The organism is Streptomyces sp. NPDC057743 (assembly GCF_042798755.1).
Lineage (GTDB): Bacteria > Actinomycetota > Actinomycetes > Streptomycetales > Streptomycetaceae > Streptomyces.
In genome coordinates this window covers 297,168-312,943 of record NZ_JBHVJX010000005.1, presented here as the reverse complement: position 1 = coordinate 312,943, position 15,776 = coordinate 297,168, and the positions used below count along the sequence as shown (strand labels likewise).

Below are 15,776 nucleotides of genomic sequence, written 5' to 3'. Positions count from 1 at the left end.
GGGCGGTAGGCCAGACGTAAAGCGAAGCAGTCTGGCCTACCGCCCCCGGAGGCCCGTCACCGCACCCAACAGCCCCGCGCAGCGGACAACGCAACTCGCCCCGCCCCGCGCAGCGGATCGGCCCGCCGCAGGCGCCACGGCGGGACAGCCAACCACGTGGGAGGCCCGCCAAGCGCAGCGGACCGGCCCGCGCCGCAGGCGCAAACAACAGCACCCCGCACGGCGGGAAAGCCGACGACGTGGGAAGCCAGCCAAGCGCAGCGGCTACCGCTTCAGGAAGGGCTTCTCGCCGGCGATGTTGATGCGGTGCATCAGGCGCTCGTGCGGGAAGTAGTCGGCGACCGCGAGGTGTTGGGTGCAGCGGTTGTCCCAGATGACGAGGTCGCCCTGGGTCCAACGGTGACGGTAGATCAGCTCGTTGGTCTCGATGTGGCGGACGAGGAAGGCCAGCAGCGCGCGGCTCTCGGACTCGGTGACGCCGTTGATCCGCGTCACGTACGGGTTGGAGATGTACAGCGCCCGGCGGCCGGTCTCGGGGTGGGTGCGGATCAGCGGGTGCTCGACCGGGTCCTGGTCGGCGAACTGCTGGTCCGGGTCGATGCCCTTCTTGCGCATCGACTTCTGGAGGTTGCCGTAGTCCGGGCCGAACGCCTTGCGCACGTCGTGCGTCGCGGTGAGCTGGAGCAGCAGCTCCTGCATGGGCACCGACAGCGTCTCGTATGCCAGGTACATGTTGCCGTAGAGGGTGTCGCCACCGACCTTGGGCGTGATCTTGGCGTAGAGGGCGGTGCCGAGCGGGGGTTCGGCCCAGCCGCTGTTGTCGGTGTGCCAGTCGTTCAGCCCCGGCGGCTTCTGCTCGTTGTTGTGGAGCACCATCACCTCGGGGTGCCCCTCAACGGTCATCGGCAGCAGGTGGCTGTGGGCCAGTAACGGCCCGAAGCGCGCGGTGAACGCCTTCTGCTGCTCGACCGTGAAGTCCTGACCCGGGAAGACCAGCACGTTGTACTGGTGGAAGGCGTCCAGCACCGTCTTCCATGCCTCGGTGGAAATCTCTTGGGAGATGTCGAGCCCCTCGACGCGGGCTCCGATGGCGGGGCTTACCGGCTCGATGACGGGGAGGTTGTTTCCCATGGTGTTACTGCTCCTCAAGGTGAAACGGGTGCTCAAGGTGAAACGGGTGCGGTGAGCGGCTGACTGGTGGTGGTCAGGGTGCGCAGCAGGACGTCGGGGTCGATCACGCCGCCGCTGACGACGGCTACCGGGTTGCGCCAGCCGAGCGAGGCGGAGTGCTTCAGCGCGGCGGCGTACGCCGCGGCCCCCGCGCCCTCGCAGACGATCTTGTCGGTGAAGGCCAGGGAGGTCAGCGCCTCCGCTACCTCCCGCGGCGTCACGGTGAACACCCCGGCCAACTTGTCCTTCAACCGCTCGAATTGGGCGGGAATGACGAAGCTGGCGCCGATGCCGTCCACGAAGGAGCGCTCGTACTCCACCTCCGTGGGGCGGCCCGCGCGCAGCGAGGCGGACAGCGGGGCTCCGGTGCTGATCTCCACGGCGTAGACGGGGACCTGCAGATAGGTCGCCAGGCTGTAGGCGAGGTTCCCGCCGCCGTACGGCGCCAACACCGCGTCCACGTCGGGGAGATCGTCCTGGATCTCCATGCCGATGGTGGCGATGCCCAGCGAGACGTACGGGTCGCTCTCGGAGGAGAGGAAGAAGCCGGGCAGGTCGGGGAAGGTGCCGGAGACCATGGTGCGGCGCCAGACCGGGTACGGGACCGCAACGATCCGCGCCCTGGGGTTGTACGCCAGGACCTGGGACCGCTTCGCCTCCGGGATCGAATCCGGCACCACCACCGTGTACGCCAGATCCAGCTCCGACGTCACGTGCGCCAGGCCCTGCGCGAAGTTGCCCGAGCTGCCGGTCACGACGCCGTCGCGGACGATCCGGGCCCATACCTCCGGGCGGAACCGCCGGTACGCGTGCAGTGCGCTGAGCGCACCCCGGGCCTTGAACGAGTTGGTGACCTGAAGGTTCTCGCACTTCAGGTGGATGTCTACCGGGCTCTGCGCCGTCGCCCGCAGCAGCGGTGTACGCCGGATGTGCGGGGCGATGAGTTCGCGCATGCGCCGTACCGAGGCATGCGAAATGTCCTCGGATAACAGGGGTTTCAGCATGTGGCTTTCGCTATCGAGTAGGAAAATTCCTCGGTCAGGCCCAGCTTCCGGGCCAGTGAGATGCTCGGCGTCTTGTCCTCGTGGCAGGTGATGACGGAGCGCAGGCCCCGCTCGCGGCCCCAGTGGTGGACCGCTCCGAGGACCACGAACGCCAGACCCTTGCGGCGGTGGTCGGGGTGGATGTGGGTGCCGAGCTCGTTCAGCCCGCCGCCGATGACGCCGTGCGCGTCTGCCGCCACCCGGCCGTCCTGGACCAGGGCGAAGCCGACCGCATGCGCGAGGTACTGGGCGGCGTTGGTGCCGAAAATGCTTCGCGCCATGGGGGATTCGAGGCCGGAGAAAGTCTCCTCGTCGATCCGCACCAGCTCGTAGCCGTCGGGCACGGCCGGGGGCGGGGCGACGTCGTCGACACCGGGGTGGGTGAAGTGCAGCCGTTGTCCCACGGTGAAGCCGGCCTGTTCCGCCCAGGCACCGTTGTCGGGGCCGGGCGGGTAGACGAGCTGTACCTCGCCGTGCCCGGCGAGCAGCCGCTTGGCCTCGGCGAAGAAGGCGGGGGTCAGGGCCCCGGCGGCAAGGCAGAACGGCGCGGTGGTGGCGACCAGACAGGCCACCGGCGCACCGCCTTGGAACTGCGCCCAGGCCCGGCCGGGGATGGCTCCGTCGATGACCGCACGGGCAAAGGCCAGGTTGGGGTGGTCGGGGGCGAACAGCGAGACCAGACGCGGCAGGTCGACTGCGGCCACCTCGACCAGCTGTGCCCGGTCCATGCCGGGGACCGGCGGGGCAGTGCTCATTGGTTCTCCATCGGGGCTCTCCACAGAGTTCGGAAACAGGGTGGTTTTAGGCACAGAGGTTCGACTCTAAGGTCCGCAAGGTTCAGGAGTGTGTCTGGTGGCTCAAGTTAGGGGGGTAGAGGGGTACGTAGGGGGAGCAAACGGCGGGCCAACTCGTTGGGAGGACAGACATGGACAGTGCCCCGTCCGGTCCCTGTCCTCAACTCCCACCGGGCGGAGGCGCCCAAGTCACGGGAGGGGGCGGGCCGGAGGGGGTGGGTTTCCGGACGTAAAGCGAAGCAGTCCGGAAACCCACCCCCGGAGGACCGCACCCGGCACCCACGGACAACCGCGCGCCCCCGCCCAACACACCCCTCCGCCGAAGGCGGAAAGCAGCAACCCCCACGACGGGAGAGCCAAAGACCGCTACCGGGACAGCCGCACCCCAGTCACCAAGTCAGGCCGTATCCGGAGCGCTTGCGTCATCTTGTGGTCGGTCCACGGGTGCAGCAGTGCCTGGTAGTGCGCAAGGTCCGCGGGGTCCGTCACCAGGCGGCAGTAGCCGGTCACCACCACGCTCCAACCGCAGTGCGTGGCCGGGTCGATGGCATCCGCCTCATAGGCGACGACCACTCCCTCGTCGCCCTCCTCGTGCCCGGTCAGCGTGGCCAGCGCGGCGCCCTCGTGGGTGCGGATGATGACCTCGCCGTGGTGCAGCAGGTGGTTCACCGGGCGGATCGCCGGCAGCGCGTCCTGAGTGAAGACGATCCGGCCCAGGGAGACGCTGCCCAACAGCCGCAGCGCCTCGGCCCGTTCGAGTTCGGTGCTGTGGCGGGAAGCCTCGCGGTCGGCCCACTCGCCCAACACGGGGTCGAAGGCGGGACCGGTGGCCTGCCGGGTCGGGAGGTCGTTCACGACGTGCTGCTCCTCGTGCTCTTGACGCGGGTGATGGGCGGTGCTCCCTGGCCAGTAGACGGCCCCCGGCGGGTGGTTGCCAGGGGCCGTTCGGCCCGTCCCGCGGTGCACCCCGCGCCCGCGGGCTGGTGCGCCGGACGCGCGCCGTACGGGTCAGCGGGCCGCCTCGGTGACGGCCGGGTTGTCCGCGTACGCCGGCGCGTCGCCGGTGGCCCGGGGCAGCACGTCCGGGAGCGGGTCGTGGCGGATCTGGTCGGCCGACATGCCGGCCGCGGTGAGCCGGGAGACCGTCGCCCCGACCATGGCCGCCGGGCCGCTGACGAACGCCAGCCGGCCGGACCACTGCGCCTCCCGGGCCACCGCCTCCGCCAGCGGACCGTACTCGGCCAGCGACCCACCGGCATCCGGGGCGGCGTCCTCGTCCAGGACCCGGACCACCCGCAGCTGACTGTGGCGCGCCGCCAACTGGGCCAGCGCACCGGCGTCGTACAGCTCGGCCCGGCTGCGGGCGCCGACGAAGAGCTGGACGCTGCCGGCCGGGCGCACCGACAGGCCGCCCGCCCCGCCGCGGCGGCCCGCCCACTCCTCCAGGAGCGCCTTGACCGGCGCCCAGCCGGTGCCGCCGGCCACCATCAGCAGGTCGTGCACCCGCTCTTCCGGGGGGAGCGTCATGGTGCCGTGCGCGGGCCCGATCCGCAGCACGTCGCCGACCCCGGTGCGACTGACCAGCGCCTCGCTGACCCCGCCCGGGCCGGTCTGCCGGATGTGGAACTCCACCTCGCCGTCCGGCCCCGGCGCCGACGCCAGGGAGTAGTGCCGCCACGCCTGGGGCATCAACGGGGACGCCACCGCCGCGTACTGGCCGGACCGGTACCGGTACGGCTCGTGCATCCGGACCCGGAGCACCGCCAGGTCCGGGCGGCGCAGCGCGTGGGAGGTCACCGTGCCCTGCCAGCACGGCGGTTCGGCCAGCGCCGCGTCCGCGCCCTCGACCATCGACGCGACCGCGAAGCGCAGCATCCGCACCCACGCCTGCTCCACCGCCTCGGCCCAACGCGGCCCGGCGGCGCGCCGCAGCGCGGCACACAGCGACGCCTCGAACGCCTCGTAGTGCACCGGCCGCACCCCCAGCTTCCGGTGGTCGTGGCCGAGCTGCCGGAAGTAGAGGGCCACCTCGCCCGGCCGGTGCAGGTTCTCGATCAGATACCAGAACGCGCGGGCCAGATGGGCGCGTTGGAACTCCATCGACTCCGGGAAGAGGGAGCGCAGATAGGGCCACCGGGCGAACATCTCGTCGTAGAGGTAGGCGATCAGGTCGCCGAACGGGGTGACCAGGTCGAGGTACTGGGTGATCAGCCGCTGATCGGCGGCGCCGTTGTACGAGGCGGGAGTTAAGGCCGGCCCGGGGGCCGGGCCCTGGCCGAGTATCCGCTGCCGCAGCCGTTTGGCGTCGTGCCGGGCGAGCAGGGCGTGGTACTCGCCGCCGACGGTACCGGGGGTGGCCGGCCCGGTCGGCAGGGACGCGGCGGAACGCTCGGGCTGGCAGGGCTGCTGCATGGTCTGGACCTCCTGACGGGGGGCGCCAGTATGGCAAGGCAAAGGGGTGCCCGAAGGGCCCCGTTCCCCCAGGGCCGTTCGGCCCTTGCGCAGGTCAGCGCGGTCGACGAGGCTCGGGGGTCGGGCCCTGCGCCCCGGCGACCGCGAAGAACCACAGAGCGAGAGTGCATGAACCAGCAGCCCGTTCCTCCTGCCACCGACTCTGCCGCTGGCCCTGCCGCCAGTGCACCGGGCGCGCCGCTGCGCGTCTTCATCCTGGACGACCACGAGGTGGTGCGCCGCGGCGTGCGGGACCTCCTGGAGGCGGAGGACGACATCGAGGTCGTGGGGGAGGCCGGCGACCCCCGGCAGGCCCTCGCCCGGGTGCCGGCGGTCCGCCCCCAGGTGGCGATCCTCGACGTCCGACTCGGCGGCGACGACGGCGACCACGAAGGGATCGAGGTCTGCCGGGAGTTGCGGGCCCGGATGCCGGAGCTCGCCTGCCTGATGCTGACCTCCTTCGACGACGACGAGGCGCTGTTCGACGCGATCATGGCCGGGGCGGCCGGCTATGTGCTCAAGCAGATCGACGGGACCGCGCTGGTGCGCGCGGTGCGCACGGTCGCCGCGGGACAGTCGATGCTCGACCCGCGCACCGCGACCCGGGTGATGGACCGGCTGCGTGGCCCGGGCCAGAGCGCGCGCGAGGAGGAGCCGTCCGAACTCGACCGGCTCTCGCCCCGCGAGCGGGAGGTACTGGACCTGATCGGCGAAGGTTTGACGAACCGTCAGATCGCGGATCGGCTGTTCCTCGCCGAGAAGACGGTCAAGAACCGGGTGTCCGCCATCCTCGGCAAGCTGGGCGTAGGCCGCCGCGTCCAGGCGGCAATGATCGCCGAACGCCTGAAGGAACCCCGGGGATGAGGAACACGCCGGAGCGGCCCCGGAGTTGACCCCACCGCCCCGGCCCACCGACCGGCCGACCCGCGCAACGCACCCGCGCGGGTCGGCCTTTGGCGTCCGCGCCGGAACAGGGCCTGTCCGACGGGTCAGGGCCGGGGCCCGCCCCTGGCCCACCGGACAGACCCTAGTCCGGCAGCGGGGCGCGCCACACGATGCGGGTGCCGCCGTCCTTGGGTGCCTCGACGGAGAGTTGGCCGCCGTGCATCTGGGCCCGGGCCCGCATGTTGGCCAGGCCGCCGGTGTGTGGTGCGGCGCCGACCCCCACCCCGTCGTCGGTCACCGTCAGCGTCACCTCGTCGGAGGTCACCGACAGGTCTACGTCGAGGCGGTGGGCGCCGGCGTGCCGGGCGGCGTTGCTCAGCGCCTCGGCGGTCACCGCCACGAGGTGCGGGGCCAGTTCATCGGGGACGGCGGCGTCCACCGGGCCGTCGATCCGCAGTGCGGGGGCGAAGCCGAGGGGGCCGGCCGCGCGCTGCACGGCGTCGGTGAGGTCCCGGCGCAGGCTGCGGGCGTCCTTGCCGTCCCCGGTGGTGCGCAGCCCGAAGATCGTGGACCGGATGATCTTGATGGTGGTGTCCAGGTCGTTGACCGCGCGGCCGACCCGGTCCACCGCCTCCGGCCGGTCGATCAGCCGGGTCGCGCTCTGGAGCGTGATGCCGGTGGCGAACAGCCGTTGGATGGCGAGGTCGTGCAGGTCCCGGGCGATCCGGTCCCGGTCGTGCAGGACCGTCAGCTCCTCCGACTCGGCGCGCCGGCGGGCGAGTTCGAGGGCGATCACGGCCTGGTCGGCGAAGCCGGATATCAGCCGGACCTCGTCGTCGTCGAACGGGGGCCGGCCGGCCAGCCGGCTCAGCCGCAGCGCGCCCCGCCCGGTGTCCACCTGGAGCGGGACCGCGACCGCCGGCCCGTCCCCGATGTCCGGGCCATCCCCCGCCTCCGGGTCAACTCCGGCCTCCGGGACGCCCAACGGGAACGCCCGCGGATCGGAGCGCAGGTCCGTGCTGACCACGGGCCGGTCGCTGCGGACGGCGATGCCGGGCAGCGAACCGTCGACCGGCACCCGCAGCCCGGTGATCCGGCTCGCGCCGGTGCCGCACGCCACCGTCACCGCCAACTGGTCCGCCGACGAGGCCACCGGCAGCAGCACCGCCGCACAGTCCGCGCCGGCCACCTCCATCGCCCGCTCCGCGATCAGCCGCAGCACCTCGTCCGCCTCCGTACCGGACAGCAGGCTGCGGGTGATCTCGCCCAGCGCCTCCAACCACCGCTCGCGGCGCCGACTCTCGTGGTACATACGGGCGTTGTCGATCGCCACGCCCGCCGCGATGGACAGGGTGGTCACCACCGCCTCGTCCTCCGCGTCGAACGAGCCGCCGCCCCGCTTCTCGGTGAGGTAGAGGTTGCCGAAGACCTCGTCGCGGACCCGGACCGGCACCCCGAGGAAGGTACGCATCGGCGGATGGTTGGCCGGAAATCCGTAGCTGTGCGGATGGCTCGACAGGTCGGAGAGCCGCAGCGGCTCCGGATTGCGGATCAGCTCCCCGAGGATGCCGTGCCCGCACGGCGTCCGACCGATCAGCGAGATCAGCTCGTCGGACATCCCCACGGGCAGGAACTGCGACAGCTGCCCGTCGCCGACGACGCCCAGCGCGCCGTACTCCGCGTCGGTCAGCGCCACCGCCGCCTCGACGATGCCCCGGAGCACCTGCGGGAGTTCCAGCCCCCGCCCCAGGCCCATCACCGCCTCCAGCAGGCTGCGCAACCGGTCCGGCGCGCGGAGCTGCGGTTCCCGCGGCTCACCCGTGGCCGGTGCGTACTGCTGCGTTTCGGACATGACCGTGCTGCTCCCAAAGATCCCGTACGTCTGTGCGGCAGCGTACGTGATCAACAGGGCGGGCCCGACGGGCACCGGTGCCGACCGGCCACTCCGAGCGGCCCCGCGCCGGGCCGGCCGTCCCGGCGCGAAGGGGCCGGTCGCGGTCCACCCAGGGGCAGTTCGGCCCTGAGGAGCGCGAGCGCCGCCGGCCGAGGATGGGCGATGCCGGGAAGGGCCGGGTCTCCCCCGTGCCGATGGCTCTTCCCGGCCCTGGCTCCTTCCCGGTCAGATCACGCTTTCTCTAGGTGGAGGACGACAGCACCGTGGATGGTTGGGAAGTTCAGGCGACAGCGGCCAGGGAACCCGCGCCCGGCCGGGTCAGCACGGCCCGGCCGCGGCGTCGGCACAAGGCGGTGGAGTGGCTCACCACCACCGACCACAAGCAGATCGGCACGCTCTATCTCGTCTCGGCGTTCGTCTTCTTCCTCGTCGGCGGCCTGATGGCACTGCTGATGCGCGCCGAACTCGCCCGGCCGGGCACCCAGCTCCTCTCCAACGAGCAGTTCAACCAGGCGTTCACCATGCACGGCTCGGTGATGCTGCTGCTCTTCGCGATGCCGCTGTTCACCGGCTTCGCCAACTGGCTGATGCCGCTCCAGATCGGCGCCCCCGACGTGGCGTTCCCGCGGCTGAACATGCTCGCCTTCTGGCTGTTCCTCCTCGGGTCGCTGATCGCCGCCGCCGGCTTCCTCACCCCACAAGGGGCCGCGGACTTCGGCTGGTTCGCCTATGCCCCGCTCTCCGACGCCGTCCACTCGCCCGGCGTCGGCGCCGACATGTGGATCATGGGCGTGGCGCTCTCCGGCTTCGGCTCCATCCTGGGCGCGGTCAACTTCATCACCACCATCATCTGCATGCGCGCCCCCGGCCTGACGATGTTCCGGATGCCGATCTTCACCTGGAACGTGCTGCTCACCGCGGTGCTGATCCTGATGGTCTTCCCGGTCTTCGCCGCCGCCCTGCTGGCCCTGGAAATGGACCGCAAGTTCGGCTCCCACGTCTTCGACGCGGCCAACGGCGGCGCCCTGTTGTGGCAGCACCTCTTCTGGTTCTTCGGCCACCCCGAGGTCTACGTCCTGGCCCTGCCGTTCTTCGGCATCGTCTCCGAGGTCATCCCGGTCTTCTCCCGCAAGCCGATGTTCGGCTACATCGGCCTGATCGCCGCGACGATCTCCATCGCCGGCCTCTCGGTGACGGTCTGGGCACACCACATGTACGTCACCGGCGGCGTACTGCTCCCCTTCTTCTCCTTCATGACGTTCCTCATCGCCGTCCCCACCGGCGTGAAGTTCTTCAACTGGATCGGCACGATGTGGAAGGGCTCGCTCTCCTTCGAGACGCCGATGCTGTGGGCCACCGGCTTCCTGGTCACCTTCGTCTTCGGCGGCCTGACCGGCGTCATCCTGGCCTCCCCGCCGCTGGACTTCCACGTCTCCGACACCTACTTCGTCGTCGCGCACTTCCACTACACGCTCTTCGGCACCGTGGTCTACGCGATGTTCGCCGGATTCCACTTCTGGTGGCCCAAGTTCACCGGCAAGCTGCTCGACGAACGCCTCGGCAAGATCACCTTCTGGACGCTCACGGTGGGCTTCAACCTCACCTTCCTCGTCCAACACTGGCTCGGCGCCGCGGGCATGCCCCGCCGCTACGCCGACTACCTCGCCGCCGACGGCTTCACCGCCCTCAACACCCTCTCCACCATCGGCTCGTTCCTCCTCGGCCTCTCCTTCCTCCCGTTCTTCTACAACGTCTGGAAGACCGCCAAGTACGGCGAGCAGATCGAGGTGGACGACCCCTGGGGCTACGGCCGTTCCCTGGAGTGGGCCACGTCCTGCCCGCCCCCGCGCCACAACTTCGCCGCGCTGCCCAAGATCCGCAGCGAATCCCCCGCCTTCGACCTCCACCACCCCACCGCGGACGCCCTCGAACCGGCCCGTCCCGCGGCCCACCTCTGAGGAAGGAGCGGCCGTGCTGTCACCCGCCGTCCTCGCCCTCGGGGCCACCGGCCTGAGCGCCGCCGGCTGCGTCTGGTACCTCCCCGCCGCGGCCGATCTGCGCGCCGGCCCCGACCGCCCCGCCTCCCGCCGCCTCTCGGCCGCCGCCTGCCTGACCACCTGGGCGACCATCGCGCTCTACGCCCCGCTCCTCCTGGCGGCCGTCCCCTGGCGGGTGTTGGGCACCGTCACCGTGGCCGGCGCGGCCACCGCCCTGCTCCTCGCCACCCTCGCCCGCGCCCGCCGCACCCACGAACAACGCACCACCCGCCGCGCCTGGGCGGCCCTCCGCATACCGCTGCCCACGGCCGGCCCGCCCAGCCGAACCCGGCGCTTCCTTTGGTGGTTCCTGCCGGGATATGTGGTGGCGGGCGGCGCGTTGGCAGTGGTGCTGATCGGGGGGATGGTGGGGCGCTGACGTTGGGGCGTGGGCTGGTATCTGGCCCACGCCCCCACCCACCCTCATGGGCTCGCGGGCGAAGGGGGTTCCGCGGCCAACCGCTCCGCCGTCACCTGTGGTCCTCCATGTGGTGGCGGCGGATCAGCACGTTGCAGTCGCTCGTGGCACTGCCGTCGCTCCGCCGCAGTGCCAGGGCTCGCTGTTGCCGCAGCGCACGGCACTGTTCGCAGTCGGCCACCGGACTGGGGACGTCCGGCCAGGTAGGCGTCGGGAGATAAATCACTGCTGCCTGACTCCAGATCGTGAGTGGGTTCCTGGACCGCTCCCGTACTTCTCGACCACTTCCCACCCGCCCTTGAGACCGAGCCGCGACCGCGCCGGCCTCCTGGGCACGTTTCGGCCATTGTCCGCCAATGCCGACGCATCCCATCCCGTTGTGCGCGGTCCGGGATACCTGATCCCATGCCGCGAACCTGACAGCGCCGGCCCGATCCCAAGACCAGGGCCAGGCCCTGGCGGTCCATGATGCTCGCCGCCTTGATTCTTCCGGTGAGCCTCGATGGCCGTCAGCGGGAGTCAACGAGGCGCCCTCGCCGCGGTCGGCGCCGTCCTCACGCTGCTCCTGGTACGCGTGGTGATCGGTTACGCGCCAGCGGACCAACGGACCAACGGGCCAGCGGGCCAACGGGCGAGCGGGCCAACGGGATCACGGGCTAACGGGTCAACGGCTCGGCAGGCACTGGAAGTTGCAGCATGACCGACATCGTTGAGGGCGTCTGGCGCCGGGCGGCGGCATAAGCCCCACCGACGGGGCGGGGCGGACGGATCGGGGTCGATCGGATCAGGTCAACTCCTCGGCGAGCAGGTCCATGAGCAGCCCGTCCTGCCAGGTGCCCGTCCGGTGGTCGCGGGCGTACGCGCGCATGATGCCGACGGGCCGGAACCCGACCTTGCCGTAGCTGCGGATCGCGGCCGTGTTGGCGGCGGCGGGATCGATGGTCAGCCGATGGTGACCGCGTTCGTGCACCAGCCACCGGGCCAACGTGCGTACGGCGTCGGTACCCAGCCCCTTTCCGTGCAGCCGCGCGGTCAGGAAGATGTCGATGCCGGCACGACGGAACTCGGGGTCGTTCTCCTCGTCGAACTGGATCGCCCCGATCACCTCGCCCTCGAAGACCACCGCGAGCATGCCCCCGAAGTCCTCCGGGGGCGACCACCACGCCGCGACCTCCGGCTCCCGCACGATCCCGGCGAGAACCTCGTGATCGTCGCCCGCCACCGACCGCAGCACGACCTCGTCTCCACGCAACTCCATGCACGCCATTATCCCGGGAGGCGTGGGCCCCTCAGCCCCCAGCCTTCAGCCCGCAGCACGCCGGCATCCCGGCTGGTGGTGGGGGTGTGTCTGCCGCCGCGGCGGGGCCGAGTCGGCGGGCTGGGTGATTCCACTCCCAGTGCCAACGTCCTGGAGATGGCGCTGTCTTCGATGCCCCCTGTGTCGGCGTCGGTTGCACGTTCGCCTCGTAGAGGGAACCGTTGGCCGTGAACGGGCTGCGTGCCGACTCCTCCGACGCGTCGACGGGGGAGGGGCGGACAGTCCCGACGGCGCCTGAATCCTGTCCCCCGGCGGGACCGGGGCGCGGCAGCCGGGACCGCCCTCGACTGACGACGAGACGGCCGACCGGATCGGTGTGCGGAGGAGGTCCGCGACTACCGCGGCACCCGCGGCTCGATGCTGAAGTCGAAGGCGGCGACGCCGGGGTCGAGCGTGGTCACGCCTCCGTCAACGGTCAACACGGCACCGTTGACGTAGGAGGCGGCGGGGGAGAGCAGCCAGCTGATCGCCTCGGCGACCTCGGTCGGATCTCCCGGACGGCCGGCGGGAGTCAGCCGGGTCGCTTCGGCGTAGGCGGCCTCGGCGCCTCCGGGTAGTGCGGCCTCGGCCGCGAATCGGGTCATCCGCCGGTCGGCCATCTCGGTACGGATCCAGCTCGGGCACACCGTGTTGGCCCGCAGCCCCTCCCGTCCGTAGTCGACGGCCAGGGAACGGCAGAGTTGGAGCAGCGCGGCCTTGGACGTGGCGTAGGCCCCGTTGCCCCGGCCGTTGCGGAGCGCGGAGACCGAGGCGACCCCGACGACCGCGCCCCGGGCCGCCAGCAGATGCGGCAACGCGGCGCGCAGGAGCAGGAACGGGCCGGTGAGATTGGTCCGCATCAGGACTTCCCAATCATCGACGGCCATCTCGCCGATCCTCCCGCCGCGCCCGATACCGGCGTTGAGCACCACACCGTCCAGGCGCCCGTAGGCGCGCACCGCGGCCGCGACGAGTTCCTGCACGGCCTGGGGGTCGGTGGCGTCGGAGGGGTGCGCCAGGGCGCCGGTTTCCTCGGCGATACGGTGCAGGGGTTCGGGGCGACGCCCGGAGACCACCACATGGTGCCCGGCGGTTCGCAACAGCCGTGCGGTAGCGGCGCCGATGCCCGTCCCGCCACCCGTGACGATGACGACGCGCTGCGCTTCTGGCATGGAGATCCGCCTTCCGGAGGCATGGGTTCCGATCCAACAACAGGCGAGCGTACGCAGCGGTTTCGGGGTGGTGCCGCCCCTCCTGCCGATCTAGGCCAACTTTGAACAAGTCGCGCTGGCTGCTTTTGAGCTACCCGGAAGTCAGCCGGTGGGCGGGAAAGCGGGCCCGAGCATCGGCACGCGCGGCGGTGCTGGCTCTGGGCTGTGGCTGGGCTCCTTGCCGTGGCGGTCGTCGGCCAGCATGCGAACGGCCCGGCGCCACCAGGCAACCGGGCCGCGCGTGCGCCGGGGGGCTACTTTTCGGCGGCCACCCACTTCTTGAGGAGCGACAGCAGCTCGGCGCGCTGCTCGCTCGACGTGTCCGACTGCCTGCGTGCGGAGTAGGCGAGGGCGAACCGGTCCACCTGTTGCCACCCCTTCATGGCCTTGACCCAGTGGGCGGAGACGGCGGGTGACGCGAACTCGTAGACGCTGACGGTGTTGGTGGTGACGAGCTGGGCGCAGTCGTTCTTGCTCGGCGTCTTCCCGAGCGCCTTGTTCGAGCACGAGGCGGTGTTGTCGGTGGGGTGGCCAAGGGTCGGGACACCGGTGGCCTCCGCGAGCCGCTTCGCGACGCTCTGCGCAGTAAGGCGGTTGCTACCGGGCTTGTTGGTACTCGGCACGGGCAACTTCTTGGCTTCGGCCTCGGCGTCGTCCGAGCCGCTACACGCCGCGAGCGTAGTGGCGAGGGCGAGGGTGGTTAAGGCGGCGGCGGTGCGCTTCACGTTCGGGCTCCCGAGCAGATGACTACTGACACAGGTGCGACCGTCGGGAATGCGTAAAGGTTGCGTGCTCGTGGTGTGGGGCTGGCGTGTGCGAGAACACCACCATCCTGTGGTGCACGGGCACCGTCGGATCGGCCGCGCGGTTGTACCGGGAGGCGGACGGGGCGGGCCGCCACTCGGCCCCTGGTGTCTCAGATCGCCGAGTGCAAGGTCAGGATGCCGAGGGTCAATAGGGCGGCGACCTTGAGGAGTTCGGCGGCGATGTAGCACGGGTGGGCTCGGGAACGGGGGCGTCCTCGCCGGCGAGGACGCGGGCCAACGCGAGGACGGCTTCTACGGTGTTGAGGGCGCGGAAGACGAGGCGGCCGATGCTGGGTCCGAGGGGGACGGTGATGCCGGGGGCGCGGAACGTCAGCGGTGCTTCCAGGAAGGAGATCGCCAGGGGCGTTGGCCCGTTGGCGGTGCGCGCGGGGCGCACGTACCAACGTGGTTGTGGCGTTCGTTGGTGCGTGCGCGGCGCGCGGCTGTGGTGGCTACTGGGCGGCGGCCAGCCAGAGGTCGGGGCCGAACACCTCGTAGTGGATGGCCCGGGGCGCGACCCCGTGGTGCAGCAGGTCGCCGCGGACGGTGCGGAGGAAGGGGAGGGGGCCGCAGAGGTAGGCGGTGAGGTCGTGCGGCAGGGGGAGCGTGCCGATGTCCGCGCGGCCGGTGGAGACCCGGGCCGGGGAGGTGGCGGTCGGGGCCTGAGCGTCCGACTCCTCGTACCACAGGTGGAGTTCGGCGTGCGGCAACGCGTCGACCAGGTGGCGCAGTTCGTCGAGGTGCGCGTGGTCGGCCGGGGTGCGGTCGGCGTGGACGACGGTGACGGGGCGGGACGATCCGGTGGCGGCCAGGTGGTGGAGCATGGCGAGCATCGGGGTGCAGCCGACGCCGGCGGAGGCCAGCAGGAGCGGGCCGTCGCCATCGGCCAGCGTCAGGTCACCGAACGCAGCGGAGACGGTGAGCACATCGCCGACGCGGGCCTGCTCGTGGAGCCAGGAGGACACCTCGCCGGCCGGGCCGGCGCCCGCCCCGACGCGCTTGACGGAGATTCGCCACTCCGGGTGGCCGGGGGCACAGGAGAGGCTGTACTGCCGGATCTGCCGGGCGCCGTCGGGGAGTTGGACCTGCACGCTGACGTACTGGCCGGGCCGGAACGGGCGCGCCGGGGTGCCGTCGGTCGGGCGCAGGGTGAGGGCGAGCGTGTCGGGGGTCTCGGCGCTCCGCTCGACGAGGGTCATCTGCTGCCACACCTCGCCCTCGGCGGCGCCGGATTGTGCGTAGAGACCGGCCTCGATGGCGATCAGCGCGTTGGCCATCAGCCAGTAGACCTCGTCCCAGGCGGCCGCGACCTGCGGGGTGACGGCCTCGCCGAGGACCTCGGCGATCGCCGCGAACAGGTGCTTGTGGACGATCTTGTACTGGTCCGAAGTGATGCCGAGCGAGGCGTGCTTGTGCGCGATCCGGCCGAGGATCGTCTCCGGCAGGGTGCCGGGGTGGACCACCAGGGTGCGGGCGAAGGCCGCGATCGAGCTGGCCAGGGCCTGGCGTTGGGCGCCGTTGGCCTGGTTGCCGCGGTTGAACAGGTCTCTCAGCAGCTCCGGATGGGCGTCGAACAGCTTCCGGTAGAAGAGGTCGGTGATGTCCTCGATGGCGGCGCCGACGGCGGGCAGGGTGGCGCGTATGACGGGGGTGGACTGCTCGGAGAGCACGGGTACCTCCAGGGTGAGGACGATGGTTAATTTAATTCGTAGATCGTTTGCCAATTTAAGGGCGGAGGGGCGCACTGGCGCCCCCAAGGGGGCGCCGCGGG

Annotated in this window: 13 protein-coding genes and 1 pseudogene; 3 read left to right on the top strand and 11 right to left on the bottom strand. The window is 71.3% G+C overall.

The window, feature by feature from the left end; all coding sequences use genetic code 11:
• Nucleotides 1–264 precede the first annotated feature (264 nt).
• From ACFVFQ_RS08260 to ACFVFQ_RS08240, 5 genes are all read right to left on the bottom strand, one after another.
• Nucleotides 265–1,131 (bottom strand): TauD/TfdA dioxygenase family protein, encoded by an 867-nt coding sequence (locus tag ACFVFQ_RS08260; protein ID WP_383410776.1) that lies wholly within the window; start codon nt 1,129–1,131, stop codon nt 265–267.
• Between the two features lie 32 nt (nt 1,132–1,163).
• Entirely contained in the window at nt 1,164–2,123 is a 960-nt protein-coding gene (locus ACFVFQ_RS08255) for a pyridoxal-phosphate dependent enzyme (RefSeq protein ID WP_383410773.1), read from the bottom strand.
• 44 nt (nt 2,124–2,167) lie between these two features.
• A complete protein-coding gene (locus tag ACFVFQ_RS08250; protein ID WP_383410770.1) occupies nt 2,168–2,968 on the bottom strand; it encodes a GNAT family N-acetyltransferase in 801 nt (266 codons plus the stop codon).
• 405 nt (nt 2,969–3,373) lie between these two features.
• Nucleotides 3,374–3,814: a pyridoxamine 5'-phosphate oxidase family protein gene (locus tag ACFVFQ_RS08245; RefSeq protein ID WP_383410813.1), complete on the bottom strand. Its 441-nt coding sequence runs from the start codon at nt 3,812–3,814 to the stop codon at nt 3,374–3,376.
• A gap of 201 nt (nt 3,815–4,015) precedes the next feature.
• Entirely contained in the window at nt 4,016–5,419 is a 1,404-nt protein-coding gene (locus ACFVFQ_RS08240) for a globin domain-containing protein (RefSeq protein ID WP_383410767.1), read from the bottom strand.
• A 168-nt stretch (nt 5,420–5,587) separates the two neighbouring features.
• On the opposite strand from ACFVFQ_RS08240, the gene ACFVFQ_RS08235 reads away from it, so the two are divergent.
• On the top strand, nt 5,588–6,322 hold the full coding sequence (locus tag ACFVFQ_RS08235) for a response regulator (protein ID WP_383410764.1): 735 nt from the start codon (nt 5,588–5,590) through the stop codon (nt 6,320–6,322).
• Between the two features lie 163 nt (nt 6,323–6,485).
• Here ACFVFQ_RS08235 and ACFVFQ_RS08230 read toward each other — a convergent pair whose 3' ends face one another.
• Entirely contained in the window at nt 6,486–8,195 is a 1,710-nt protein-coding gene (locus tag ACFVFQ_RS08230; protein WP_383410761.1) for a GAF domain-containing protein, read from the bottom strand.
• Nucleotides 8,196–8,590: 395 nt separating this feature from the next.
• Between ACFVFQ_RS08230 and ctaD the strand changes: the two genes are divergently transcribed.
• A complete protein-coding gene (gene ctaD / locus ACFVFQ_RS08225) occupies nt 8,591–10,195 on the top strand; it encodes a cytochrome c oxidase subunit I (RefSeq protein WP_383410808.1) in 1,605 nt (534 codons plus the stop codon).
• Nucleotides 10,196–10,208: 13 nt separating this feature from the next.
• Nucleotides 10,209–10,652: a hypothetical protein gene (locus ACFVFQ_RS08220; RefSeq protein WP_383410758.1), complete on the top strand. Its 444-nt coding sequence runs from the start codon at nt 10,209–10,211 to the stop codon at nt 10,650–10,652.
• 823 nt (nt 10,653–11,475) lie between these two features.
• Here the strand turns inward: ACFVFQ_RS08220 and aac(6') are convergent.
• The 5 genes and pseudogenes from aac(6') to ACFVFQ_RS08195 form a co-directional block, all read right to left on the bottom strand.
• The gene (aac(6'), locus tag ACFVFQ_RS08215; RefSeq protein WP_383410755.1) at nt 11,476–11,949 is read right to left on the bottom strand and encodes an aminoglycoside 6'-N-acetyltransferase; all 474 of its coding nucleotides are present in this window, start codon (nt 11,947–11,949) and stop codon (nt 11,476–11,478) included.
• Nucleotides 11,950–12,344: 395 nt separating this feature from the next.
• Nucleotides 12,345–13,160, bottom strand: a complete 816-nt coding sequence (locus ACFVFQ_RS08210) for an SDR family NAD(P)-dependent oxidoreductase (RefSeq protein WP_383410752.1) — start codon at nt 13,158–13,160, stop codon at nt 12,345–12,347.
• A 293-nt stretch (nt 13,161–13,453) separates the two neighbouring features.
• Nucleotides 13,454–13,924, bottom strand: a complete 471-nt coding sequence (locus tag ACFVFQ_RS08205; RefSeq protein ID WP_383410749.1) for a hypothetical protein — start codon at nt 13,922–13,924, stop codon at nt 13,454–13,456.
• Nucleotides 13,925–14,115: 191 nt separating this feature from the next.
• A pseudogene (locus tag ACFVFQ_RS08200) lies at nt 14,116–14,402 on the bottom strand (hypothetical protein).
• Between the two features lie 55 nt (nt 14,403–14,457).
• Nucleotides 14,458–15,675 (bottom strand): globin domain-containing protein, encoded by a 1,218-nt coding sequence (locus tag ACFVFQ_RS08195; RefSeq protein ID WP_383410805.1) that lies wholly within the window; start codon nt 15,673–15,675, stop codon nt 14,458–14,460.
• Nucleotides 15,676–15,776: the final 101 nt, after the last annotated feature.

What these genes read in the sequence shown, in the direction of transcription:
- ACFVFQ_RS08260 (WP_383410776.1), bottom strand. Translation starts at nt 1,131, where the DNA reads ATGGGAAACAACCTCCCCGTCATCGAGCCGGTAAGCCCCGCCATCGGA.
- ACFVFQ_RS08255 (WP_383410773.1), bottom strand. Translation starts at nt 2,123, where the DNA reads ATGCGCGAACTCATCGCCCCGCACATCCGGCGTACACCGCTGCTGCGG.
- ACFVFQ_RS08250 (WP_383410770.1), bottom strand. Translation starts at nt 2,968, where the DNA reads ATGAGCACTGCCCCGCCGGTCCCCGGCATGGACCGGGCACAGCTGGTC.
- ACFVFQ_RS08240 (WP_383410767.1), bottom strand. Translation starts at nt 5,419, where the DNA reads ATGCAGCAGCCCTGCCAGCCCGAGCGTTCCGCCGCGTCCCTGCCGACC.
- ACFVFQ_RS08235 (WP_383410764.1), top strand. Translation starts at nt 5,588, where the DNA reads ATGAACCAGCAGCCCGTTCCTCCTGCCACCGACTCTGCCGCTGGCCCT.
- ACFVFQ_RS08230 (WP_383410761.1), bottom strand. Translation starts at nt 8,195, where the DNA reads ATGTCCGAAACGCAGCAGTACGCACCGGCCACGGGTGAGCCGCGGGAA.
- ACFVFQ_RS08210 (WP_383410752.1), bottom strand. Translation starts at nt 13,160, where the DNA reads ATGCCAGAAGCGCAGCGCGTCGTCATCGTCACGGGTGGCGGGACGGGC.